This is a genomic window from Flavobacterium luteum, assembly GCF_008806775.1.
Lineage (GTDB): Bacteria > Bacteroidota > Bacteroidia > Flavobacteriales > Flavobacteriaceae > Flavobacterium > Flavobacterium luteum.
Genome location: NZ_WAEM01000002.1, coordinates 38,696 through 51,940 on the forward strand (window position 1 = coordinate 38,696; position 13,245 = coordinate 51,940).

Below are 13,245 nucleotides of genomic sequence, written 5' to 3' on the forward strand. Positions count from 1 at the left end.
TTTTAAAATTTCTATTTAATTACTAAATTAAGTCTTAATTGATTTTTTGAATTCTTTTTGAATGAATTTCAATCAACAAAAATAACAATTCGATTGCATTATACAACTATGGGCAATACTATTAACAAAAAATTATTAACGGAATTCCTCTCAAACATTTTTAATAGAAAATCGATTGAATAATAGTTGTTTAGAACAAAGTCTATTTATTTGTTGAATAAATACTATTTTTGCATTCCATTTACAATAAATATGAGCTTTTTACAAGAAATACAACGTCGACGAACCTTCGGAATTATATCACATCCCGATGCTGGAAAAACCACACTAACTGAAAAACTATTGCTTTTCGGTGGAGCTATTCAGGAAGCAGGTGCCGTAAAAAACAACAAAATAAAAAAAGGTGCCACTTCTGATTTTATGGAGATTGAGCGCCAAAGAGGTATTTCGGTTTCTACATCTGTCTTGGCTTTTAATTACAAAGGCAAAAAAATAAACATTCTTGATACACCAGGTCATAAAGATTTTGCCGAAGATACTTTCAGAACACTAACAGCTGTAGATAGTGTTATTGTGGTTATTGATGTTGCTAAAGGTGTCGAGGAACAAACTGAGAAGCTAGTTGCAGTATGCCGAATGAGAAAAATTCCTATTATTGTATTTATTAATAAATTAGATCGTGAAGGAAAAGATGCTTTCGATTTGATGGATGAAGTAGAACAAAAATTAGGATTAACAGTTACTCCTTTGAGCTTTCCTATTGGAATGGGGTATGATTTTCAAGGCATTTATAATCTTTGGGAACAAAACATTAACTTATTTAGCGGTGATAGCCGAAAAAACATTGAAGAAACGATAGCATTTTCTGACGTAAAAAGTCCTGAATTAGATAAAATCATTGGAGAAAAACCAGCAAGTAGATTACGAGAAGAATTAGAATTAATTGACGAAGTCTATCCAAAATTTGATAGACAAGAGTATTTAGACGGAAAAATGCAACCTGTGTTTTTCGGTTCGGCATTGAATAATTTTGGAGTTAGAGAATTATTGGATTGTTTTGTGGCAATTGCGCCATCGCCAAGACCAAAAGATTCTGAGACTCGATTGGTAGATCCTAAAGAAGAAAAAATGTCTGGTTTTGTTTTTAAAATCCATGCTAATATGGATCCAAAACACAGAGATAGGCTGGCCTTTATTAAAATTGTTTCAGGAACTTTCGAACGAAATAAACCCTATTTACACGTTAGACAGAATAAAAATTTAAAATTTTCGAGTCCAAATGCTTTCTTTGCAGAGAAAAAAGAAATTGTAGACATTTCCTATCCAGGAGATATTGTTGGCTTACACGATACTGGTAATTTTAAAATAGGTGATACTTTAACTGAGGGAGAAGTGATGAGTTTTAAAGGAATCCCGAGTTTTTCTCCAGAGCATTTTAGATATATCAACAATGCCGATCCCATGAAATCGAAACAGCTCGACAAAGGAATAGACCAATTAATGGATGAAGGTGTTGCGCAATTATTCACCCTCGAAATGAATAATCGTAAAATTATAGGGACTGTAGGAGCGCTCCAATATGAAGTGATACAATACCGACTAGAACATGAATATGGTGCGAAATGCACCTATGAAAATTTTCCAGTTCATAAAGCGTGTTGGGTTAAACCAAATGACCCAAAGAGTGAAGAATTTAAAGAATTTAGACGTATTAAACAAAAGTTCCTAGCACATGACAAATACAAACAATTGGTTTTTTTAGCCGATTCTGATTTTACCATTCAAATGACTCAAAATAAATATCCTAATGTAAAGCTGTTTTTTACTTCAGAATTTGATTAATTTGAAATTAACGTTGTTGTTGTTATTTTTATAAAATAATGTCAATTTTAAAATTTTTAAAAAAGAGAAATGATTTTTAAAAATTTGATTCGTATATTTGCACAAATTTAAATAAAAATGAAAAATAATTTTTTTAAGTTATTCATACTTTCCTTTTTTTTATTGACTGATATTATGTTATTTGCTCAAGGACAAGATCAACCAGGAGGTGGATTAGAAGGCAGTGACCCACCATCTGCTCAAATAAATGCTAAATTAATTTGGCTTGGGATTGTGGCAATATTGTTTGCTTTTTATTCCTACAAGAGAAGACTTTCAAAAATATAATAATATAACGGAAAACCAGCTTTAAATAAAGCTGGTTTTTTGTTTTATCTATTTATATTTATCGTAAAATGTTAGTTTAATATCGTTTAGAAAATAATCGATTCTATAGTAAATTACTTAGTATTCTTATACTATAAGTATCTAAACTCCTTTATCTTTTTAATGAAAAATGCGCTTTGAATGATTTTAATACATCATTTTCAAAATAATTAATGGTAAACCAATAGTCACTAGCTGGAAGTTGTTTGCCGTTATAGTTACCATCCCAACCCTCTCCAAAAGTTGAAAGTTGTTTTAATAGTTTTCCATGACGATCAAAAATATATAATTTAGCATTAGATTGATCACTAAGATCTATTACATTCCATGTATCATTATAACCATCACCATTAGGTGTAAAAAATTTAGGGTAGCTAATTACTCGAGCAGGAGTACTTAAATCTGTACAACCTATTGCATCTGTAACTCTAATTATATGTGAACCTCCTTTTACCTGAGTAAATTCATTAAAATCTTGTAACGGCCCAAAATCCATCTGATAGAGATAATAGTCAGTTGGCGGGAATACATTAATTATTATAGTCGCATTATCAGTAAAAGCATCACTAACTATTGGAGGGTCTATATAATCAGCTGGACTAATTTTTGTTATCAAAGCGGTATTTGATTCTGCATAGCAAGTAGTCAATTTGTTTGTAATAGCAACATAATAATCTCCTATTTCGGTGGCTTCATAACTACTTGTAGGCGGAAGCAAAGGTGGTATAGGCGGTGGTATAATTACATTATCTTGATGCCAAACAAAATCATAATCGGCATCACTTAAATTAGTATTCAAAATAAATGAACTTTTAACTGTCCCATCTTTTCGAATACAAAGCAATCCTTCTTCTTGTATCATAGCAACTGGCAAAGGATTAACATTTATAATTACTGGATTTGGAGAGCCCTCACAGCCGTTTAATATTGGAGTTATTATATATTCAGCGGTACCAAGTACAGTTCCCGCTTGTAGTGTTTGTTCTATTGATGCACCTGTCCCTTTTATAGCGCCTGATACACCTGTTTGAATTACAGTCCAATTAAAACTTGCTCCAATTGTAGAAGACAAATCTATTTTTGTAGTTTCACCGCTACATATAGGGTTTTTAGCAACTACTGGTGTACTGTCTGGCAATGGATCAACCGTAATTGTTACATCAATTGCAGTGCCCAGACAACCATTACTATCAGGAGTTATGCTATATACAACACTTCCTTGAGTTAAACCATTAATACTCAATTCCTGCTGTATCAAATTACCATTCCCTGGCAAAGCTCCTAATACATTAGGTGTCGCATTTACCGTCCACGTATAAGTTGTTCCTACTACACCGCTTGTTAGCGAAATATTTGTATTCGTTCCTGAACAAATAGTGCTTTTTTCAGTATTGACCTTAACATCAGGAATAGGATTAACGGTTATTTTAACTTCTATCGATGCTCCTTTGCAACCACTATTGTTTGGAGTTATAGAGTAGACTGCCTCTCCTGATTTATTACTAACTGCTTCTAAATTTGGCTCAATTCGAGTGCCTGTACCAGCTGTAGCTCCTGTAGCATTTGTTTGTACAACATTCCAAGTAAATGTTGTTCCTGGAATATCACTACCCAAATTAATAAATGTTTTATCTCCTGAACATACCGATTTTGGTCCAGTAGTATTTGTAGCTACCGGCAATTGTATAATAGTAACCGTCTGGTTTGTTAGAGTTGCACATTCTCCTGAATTTGGTGTAAAGGTATAAGGAGTAGTTTGCAAAGGATTAAAAGGTGGTGACCAAACACCAGTAATATTGTTAATTGAAGTTGTTGGCAAAATAATATTGGTTCCCTTACATACAGAACCTATTGTATTAAAAGTAGGAGTTTTAATTGGATTTACGGTAATTGCCCGTTCTTCTTTTGCGCTAGGGCAAATTCCCGTTGAATTAACAGTGTAAACTATTTTTGTTGAACCTGCAGATACTGCAGTAATTAATCCTGCAGCATCTACTGTAGCAATTGCAGTATCTAAAGAACTCCATATTCCGCCTACAACTGATGATGAAAATGGGGTAGTTTCCCCAATACAAATACTTTGATTTCCCTTTAAAGTTCCTGCATTAAGTAAGGCAGTTACTTTTATAGGTAAGGTAGATTCAGCGTCAAGACATCCATTGGTTCCTTTGACTGTATATTTGATTGATGTTGTTCCTGCTGAAACTCCTGTAACACTTCCAGAAGAAGCGTTTACAGTCGCAATTGCCGAATTTAATGAACTCCAAGTTCCGCCTATAACAGTTGAAGTAAATAAAACGGATTGGCCCTGACATACATCAGGTCCTCCAATTAGTGATCCTGCATTTGGTGGAGCAGTTACTGTTACCATGTACGGCTTTTTATCTAAAGGACAAACTCCTGAACCTGTAACAGTATATTCTATTGTCGCTGTTCCTGGCGATACTCCAGTAACTATGCCAGAAGCATTGACTGTTGCAATTGTTGGATTCAATGAAGTCCAAATCCCTCCTGAAACTGTTGATGTTAGAGTTGTCGTTCCAGTACCACAAATATTTTTATTTCCGGATATTACCCCTGCATCATTCAATGCAGTAACTTTTATTAGTAAAGTTGGCTCTGCATCAAGACATCCATTGGTTCCTTTTACTGTATATTTGATTGATGTAGTTCCCGCAGAAACTCCTATAACACTTCCAGAAGAAGCGTTTACAGTTGCAATTGCCGAATTTAAAGAACTCCAAGTCCCACCTAAAACTGTTGATGTAAATAAAACGGATTGACCTTGACATAAATCGGGTCCTCCAACTAGCGATCCTGCATTTGGCGGAGCGGTTACTGTTACTTGATAAGGCTCTATATCAGGAGAACACACTCCTGAACCCGTAACTTTATATTCTATTGTAGCTGTTCCCGCCGATACTCCAGTTACTATGCCTGTAGCATTTACTGTTGCAATTGCTGGATTCAATGAAGTCCAAGTCCCTCCTGAAACTGTTGATGTTAGAGTTGTTGTTCCAGTACCACAAATATTTTTATTTCCAGATATCACTCCTGCATCGTTTAAAGCTGTAACTTTTATTGGTAATGTTGACTCAGCATCAAGACATCCATTGGTTCCTTTTACTGTATATTTGATTGATGTAGTTCCCGCAGAAACTCCTGTAACACTTCCAGAAGTTGAATTTACTGTTGCAATTGACGAATTTAAAGAACTCCATGTTCCCCCCGATACTGTTGATAAATAAGTAATAGACTGACCCTGGCATACATCAGGACCTCCACTTAACACACCCGCATTTGGTGGAGTGGTTACTGTTACTATGTACGGCTTTTTATCTGCAGGACACACGCCTGAACCCGTAACTGTATATTCTATAGTCGCTGATCCTGCTGTTACTCCTGTAACTAACCCTGCAGCATTTACAGTGGCAATTGCTGGATTCAATGAAGTCCAAGTTCCGCCTGAAACTGTTGATGTTAGTGTTGCTGTTCCAGTACCACAAATATTTTGATTCCCAGATATAATTCCTGCACTATTAAGAGGAACAACTACAACCTGTTTTGAAACCTTTGATGCACAAGGGAATAAAATGGCATCTGGAGTAAACTCATAAGTTCCAGTTGCAATATTACTAACCGTTGCAGGCAACCAAGATCCTGAAATTCCGTTATTAGAATTTAAAGGTAATACAGGTGCTGTTGAGTTTACGCAAATGGACTGAGTTGCAAGTAGAGTTGGAAAATCTGCAACTGTAGTTGATATACATTCTAATGGACATGTCTTTGATTGCGGAACATAACAGGGTACTCCGGGCACATTTAATATAGTGATCTCAACTGATTGCCCTGGAAGGACTCCAAATACTTCTAATGAAGTTAAGTCTGTTCTTCCGAAAACAAGAGGCCCCCCCGCAATAGAATAACTATACCCATAATCATTTGTTGAACGACCAGGAACATGATTCCAATCAAAATAAACTGAACTAACTGGATTTGATGTCGTAACTTGCGTTTTATCACATTCAAAATAAGTAATTTTAGCTCCTGTATCTGCTATAACATTTACCACAATAGCCGCACGTGGTCCTTCACAAGTGCCTATGGTTTGGCTTACATAATAAGTGACACTACTAACAATTGATGTATTAGGAGTTGGAGCAACTGAAGAAACTGTTCCACCTGTAGCATTAGTACCATACCAATTTAAAGTAGCTCCAGAATCTGGTGTTGCTGTTAATGCAGTTGCTGTACTATTTAAACAATATTCTACAGGCGTTTTTACTGTAGGCTTAGGTATTGCTCCATTTGAAGTAATTGTCGCTTTAATTTCAACTCTTGGACTGCTTGTGCAAGAACCAGAAGTAACCTCCACCCAATAGCTGGTAGTTACGGTGATATTTGGTGTTGTAAACGATGTTCCAGTAGCAATTGCTGTACCTCCAGTAGCGGATACATACCAACTAATTGTTCCTGAAGTAGTTGTCGCTCCTAAAGATACGGTTCCAGAACCACATCTACTATTTGGAATTGGTGTTACTGTAGGAATTGGATTCACCGTTAATGTAATCGTAAATGTACTTGTACAACCTCCTGAATTTGCAGTTATGGTATAAGTTGCCGTTGCAACTGCACTAGTAGTATTGGTTAGAATTTGTGAAATACTTGTTTGTGGAGTTGTTTGTGCACTTCCACCCGTAATAGCTGCGGATGGTGCAATAACTGGTGCTGTCCAAGTATAAGTAGTACCTGCAGGAACAACATCTGGCAAAGTATTGGAAGGGGTTACTGTAAAAGCTGTACCGCTACAAATAGGTACTTGTTTATTTGCTATCACTGGCCCACCTGAACCAATACTATTTATTATTACAGCATTTGAAGCCGTGTAACAAGTAGCTGTATTTTCTCTAACCTGACAATAGTATTGATACCCTTCTAATCCGGTTACAGAAGAAATAGTTAAAGTCGCTGTAGTAGCACCCGTATAAATTCCTCCAGTGGTTAAGGCGGTCCAAGTTATACTATTAGGTGCAAGTTCATACCATCTATATGCTAACGCATTCAATCCAGGAAATCCTTCGGTACCCGCAACGGTAAAAGTTACGCTGGTGCAAGAAGGAGAGAATACGGGTTGTAATGTAACAACTGGTGGCTTTTTTGTTGGTGGAGTATAGGGAAAAATTCCCAAGTCTGTGCAACTCTCACTAATTGTCGTTGTCCAGTCTGCACTTGAAAATATAGCCTTAGGGCCAGTAGCATTTACATCTCTTTGTATAGAATACCCTTTATATGTGGGACACTCAATAACATCTACTACTACTCCGTTTTTAGTTAATTTTATTTGATCCCCGTCATTTATACCAGCACCAGACTCTGTAAAACCAAATACTTTTGTACATGAAGTACCAGAATCCCCTAAATTTATTAAAAATATGCCTCCAGCAGGAATAATTCCACTTAGCACTACTGTTCTTGTTGGAGCTAGATCTCCTATTGTTCCATATCTTTCTAAGACATAATTTGATGCAGTTAAATCGATTGGAGAAGATGTTGGGTTGTACAACTCCATATGCCAAACGTTTTGCGAAGCAGAGTCATATACTTCAGTAACAATTAAATCACTAAAACTTCCTGAACCTCCCACACCGTCACAACTAGTTCGATCCTCTTTTAATATCGTAAATGGTGTTGAAACTGAACAGGCTGACGTATTTGTAACTATTAAATTTCCAGTTGTTGCTCCAGCAGGAACTACAACAACCATTTGTGTTGCAGTAGTAGAAACTACAGTTGCTGCTAAACCATTAAAAGTTGCCGTTGCTCCAGATAAATTTCCTGTACTTGCATTTATGATAACAGTTGTGCCTACAGGTCCTGAAGTTGGGAAAACACTTGCTATAGTAGGCGATATGCATCCTTTTACTTTAAAATCATCAACAACCCATCGCTCGCTGGCACTATTATTTTTTAAGGTAATCCTAAATCGCAAAGTGGCAGTTGCTGGCAATCCAATTATTGTTAGAGTGGAATAGCCATCCGTTGTTCGAGCACTACCTCCAGACGGAGAAAAACTATCGGGAAAAGCATCACCGTCATAGGAAGTTGATGCATTTCCTGTTCCTCCAGCATAGGACCAATATGCATTTGTGGTTCCTGTTACCTCTAATGTTTCGAACCAATTTGTTCCCCCATCAGGGCTAACCTCAACAATAAGGTTATCAGTTGCGTCAAGACCATTTCCTGATCCTATAGAAAAAGCGGCTAATCTCAAGGTCATAGTTATAGCCGAATATCCAACTGTATTTATATTTGCATTAGAAGTTAAAGTCGCAGTACCATTTGATACTCCACGCGAGTGTGTACCTTCCGAAAAAAAAGGAGAACTTGCAGGCAAATCTCCGCCAGCAGAATTTCCTGTATAAAAATTCCCCGTACCTAAAGTGAATAAGGTTGAGGAATTGTTTAAACCATCGGAAGCGATTATAACTTGACCCCAACTAAATGTTGTGAACATAAAAGCTATAAGGATAAATTTTATTTTAAAAATTGTATGGATATCAACTTTTGTATTATTCATAATTCATTATAATTTATATGGCATATATTAATAGAATCTATATACTAGATGTTTGGAAATTGATTCTAATCCCATTTTACCATTTTAAAAACTATCTAAACTTTAGGGTTAAAATTTAAATCATTTATTCATTTACATAAAATAAACTTCAAATTGTAGTAAATACAATTTAGTTATTTTATAGAAAACAAATATAAGGGTATTTTATTATCTATTAATATAAACCCACCCAGTTATAGGAGTATTTCCTTCTTCTTCTATGACATAGTAGTATGTAGCGTCTGGCAACTCTTGTCCACCATCGCTTTTTCCGTCCCATTCCTTTTTGTAGTTGGTTTTACTGTATACTTTTACACCATAACGGTTAAAAATTTCTAGTTTCTTAACAATAAGATTACTCAAATCGAAATACTCATTCGACTCATCTCCATTTGGTGAAATCCCTTTGGGGATATCACAATAAAAAGAAGTAACATTTTTAGTAGCCTCGGCTGTACAGCCTGAATTATTAATTTCGACAGTATAGGAGCCAAGTATTTTTACTGATAATTTATTCTTAGTTTCTAGTAATGGACTAGTTCCTTGAGACCATTTATAGGTTACACCACTACTTGGAAATGCTTCCAAAGTATATTCTTTACCTATACAACGTCCAGAAACAGTGACTACAGGTGTTGTGCTAATTGTCACCAATCGTTGCTCAGTTGCTACATTAGTACAACCGCCTGTTCCTGCTACAGTATAAGTCATTGTAGCAGTTCCGCTAGAAACTACTGTAATTTCTCCACTAGTGGCGTCTATAGTTGCTGCTGAATTGTCTGATGACGACCAAATACCTCCTGATACAGTTGAAGAAAAAGTAGTTTTACCGTTTGAACAAATTACTGAATCACCACTTATAATTCCAGCATTAGGAGGAGTTGAAACAATAACTATATCTGTATTAGCTACAGTCACACTACAAGAACTCAAACTTATTTGACTTAGAAGAATTGTTATGTCTGAGGCAACTTGATTGACTACTACTTGAGCGTTTCCTGATGCATTTAAAACAACAGTTTGTGCAGGCTCTGTATTTATACTATAAGAAACTGTTGCCCCAGATGTGCCATTTATCGTAAAAACAGCATTCGATCCTGAGCATATTGGAGAAGTTCCTTTCGACAAACTTGTAATTACTGGTAAAACTGCTGTGTTACCAACGGTTATTGTTTTAGTTGCATTGCATAAAGAAACCAAATCAGTAACTAATACATTGTAAGATCCTGGACAAAGTTCGGTTGCGGTTGCGGAGGTTTGTGCTAAAGTATCGTTCCATAAATAAGAATACGAACCCGAACCAGTTGGAGTTAAAGTTGCAGAACCGTTACAAGGAACTGTTACACTCTGACAAACTGAATTATCTGTTTTTGAAATTGAAGCAATCAATTCTGGGTTAATTAAAACGATAGGCGTGTTGTTTGTATAACTACCACAAGTTGCTTTTACTACAAAATTAGAATAGCTACCTGCATTTAAACCTGAAATAACTATTACTCCACTAGCATCTGAGGAAATTGTAATTGGTCCTTCAGCTACAGCATCATCATTGTATGAAACTTCATAACTTGTACTGGCTAACAAAGCTGAAATGGAAATTGTCCCTTCACTACCCGAACATGTCGAGGGATTGGTACTCGTATATTGCGGAGCTCCCTGAATAGAAAATGAAGATCTATAATTTAGTCCGTTGTTATTAATTAGCTTCGTATCATCGCATTGTGAATTAGAATCACCATCGCCATTAACAGAATAATACACTTCTAAAACGTAATTTCCTGGAGAAAGTGCCGTCATATCTAACAAACCACTAGTAACAGTTTGCCATTTCTGATCTCTGTCATTACAAGGACCTCCACCTTTAAATGAACCCGAATTACAATCACTAAAAAAATCTAATATTAAAGGTGTAAAAATACCTGCTGGATCAGTTTGAAGGTGTACATTATAAAACATGGTCGCACCACACACATTGCCCGTAGGAGCTTTAAATGTTTTAATTTCACCGCCACCAAAAGTTAATGCCCCAGAATTTTGAATGTATGAACCTAGATTAGTAATAAAAGAACCCTCTGGCGAGCTCGGATTAATTAAATCGACACCTGAACCTGTAATATTATAAAATTGACCACTAGGAAAGTTGCAATTTGCCAACCAACCTGCTGAAGCAAAGACACCAAATCCACAACTATCAACAGTTACAGGCAACTTAGTAGTAGTGCCACATTGTCCTGCATTAGGAGTAAAAGTATATTCGGTAGTACCTAAAGCACTTGTATTTATAACCGAATTCCAGGTTCCTGAAATAGGAGGAACATTGGTAGAAAAATTTGGTAAAAGTGGTGGAGTTGCATTTTGACAAATAGTAGGAATGGCATCGAAAGTAGGAATAACTACAGTATTCACAATCGCAGAAACAGGCAACCTTGAAGATGTACAATCGCCTAATTTTGCTTCTAGCCAATATATCTTAGTTTCTGATATTGAAGGAGTTGTAAAAACATTTCCCGTTGCCAATGAAGCACCACCACTAGATTGATTATACCAATTAATTGTACCTGAACTTAATGCAGATAATTCTACAACTCCCTCTCCGCAACGATTGTTTGGTGTTACAACTAATGTTGGTATTGCATTAATTTTTACAGAAATATTTTGTGGGCTACTACTCAAACCTGTAGTTGTACTAGTAACAATTAAGCTTGCAGTATAGGTACCCGGATTTGCTGAACTAGAAATAGAAATTGTTAATGGTGATGTAGTTAAATTACCATCAACAATATTTGTAAATCCTGAACTCAAGGCAGCTGTATTCCAAGTAATTGTATACTTGTCAGGATTTTCTGTTACAGTATATGGCATAGTTGTAGTTGTAGAACCAAAACATATTTCTGAAACAATTCCAGGATTAATAGTAGGAGGTAATGAAAAAGAACAACCATTATTACCATACGCAGATTCGCCTGTACCGTTCCATGAGACAAAATTTCCATCCTTATCCGAAGACCATCCATTATCAAAAATTCTGACATTAGAAGAACAATTACTTGAGCCATTTGTAATTTGTAAATATCTATTTGAAGTTGGAGTATTTCCAAAAGTTCCTCCAGCCTGCCAATTAGGAGTAGGTGAACTTGCATTAATATCTATGTAAACCACATAAATCCCTACTCCTGAACATAGAATACTAAAATCATAATCTTGCTCAAAATTAGACGGAATAAAAACTACTTTGCTACCCGACGGAATTATGGTGCTAGGCGATGTCACAAAATTTAAACTTGAGCTACAATTTTTAGACGTAATTGTTCCTGTTCCATTTTTTTCCCTTGCATTTTCTCCAGATAAAATATTGAGTGGTTTGTCAACTGCATTAGAATCATTATCATAATATAATTCATAATTTCTTGTAGCAGCATTAACAGTGGTTGTAAATACAACAAACTCATTTACTCCTTCAGTAGATCCTGTTGCGCATGAATTGATAAGTGCATAATCTATTGTTGGACATTGAGAAAAGGATTTTTGAGCACTAAAAATATTTATAACAATAAAAAATACTAGGCTTAGTTTGATTTTTAATTTCATTAATTTTGAAGATTTTAGAGATGCAATGTATTATTATTTTTAATTTTTATACTCAGTATAACTATTATATGATTGTTATTTAATTAATAATTGGAAATTGAAACAAAATTAGCCAAATTTTACAACAACCCTAGTGTAATATGTTAAAAAATGCAGTAATTTTAAACTTAAATTAATTTTAACTACAACTTATGACTTTAAATATTGAAACCCCAGCACTGCTTTTCTCTGCAACTTCCTTAATTTTATTGGCTTATACCAATCGGTTTTTAACTATTGCAACAATTGTTCGTGGTTTAAAAAAGAATTATGAAGAAAAAGAAAGTTCTAAAATTTTACTAGAAATAAAAAATCTAAATTTAAGAATTTCTCTTATTAGATATATGCAAATGTTTGGAGTTTTGAGTTTGTTTTTATCGGTTTTCGCCATGTTAATGCTTTTTATAGACCAAGAAGTATTCGGAATCTATTTTTTTGGTTTAAGTTTATTCAGCTTACTTATTTCTTTGGGTATTTCTTTTTGGGAAATTAGCATTTCTGCAGATGCACTTAGATTGCATTTAAGCGGATTAGTTGAAGACGATAAGAATTGATTTTTATTATAAATTAGTATTGGAATTTCTAATTGCTTTTTAAATAATTTAATCTTAACCCATTTATTAACTAAATTATAATACAATGAAAAAACTATTTGCAGAATTTTTTCGCCAATTCTTCTGTAAATCCCACTAAATCATTGTCGCAAGCGATATTTATTCAGTGCGAAGCAAAATAAAACGTTCGGCTGTTTTGGTTTGCACCAATTTTGGAGCAATTGTAATAGAACTAATTTA

5 protein-coding genes are annotated in these 13,245 nt (G+C 35.0%); 3 read left to right on the plus strand and 2 right to left on the minus strand.

All coding sequences use genetic code 11. The features are described from left to right. Positions 1–252: 252 nt before the first annotated feature. Entirely contained in the window at positions 253–1,842 is a 1,590-nt protein-coding gene (locus F6464_RS03980; protein WP_151106520.1) for a peptide chain release factor 3, read from the plus strand. A 117-nt stretch (positions 1,843–1,959) separates the two neighbouring features. Beyond that, a complete protein-coding gene (locus F6464_RS03985; protein ID WP_151106521.1) occupies positions 1,960–2,169 on the plus strand; it encodes a hypothetical protein in 210 nt (69 codons plus the stop codon). Positions 2,170–2,320: 151 nt separating this feature from the next. Here F6464_RS03985 and F6464_RS03990 read toward each other — a convergent pair whose 3' ends face one another. Together F6464_RS03990 and F6464_RS03995 are read right to left on the minus strand one after the other, a co-directional pair. Further along, positions 2,321–8,785 carry an Ig-like domain-containing protein gene (locus F6464_RS03990; protein ID WP_151106522.1) on the minus strand — a complete coding sequence of 2,155 codons (6,465 nt, stop codon included), beginning with the start codon at positions 8,783–8,785 and terminating at the stop codon, positions 2,321–2,323. Positions 8,786–8,992: 207 nt separating this feature from the next. Then, positions 8,993–12,412: a gliding motility-associated C-terminal domain-containing protein gene (locus tag F6464_RS03995; RefSeq protein ID WP_151106523.1), complete on the minus strand. Its 3,420-nt coding sequence runs from the start codon at positions 12,410–12,412 to the stop codon at positions 8,993–8,995. Positions 12,413–12,603: 191 nt separating this feature from the next. Here F6464_RS03995 and F6464_RS04000 point away from each other — a divergent pair, with 191 nt between their 5' ends. Next, positions 12,604–13,005, plus strand: a complete 402-nt coding sequence (locus tag F6464_RS04000; RefSeq protein ID WP_151106524.1) for a DUF2721 domain-containing protein — start codon at positions 12,604–12,606, stop codon at positions 13,003–13,005. The last annotated feature ends 240 nt before the right edge of the window (positions 13,006–13,245 follow it).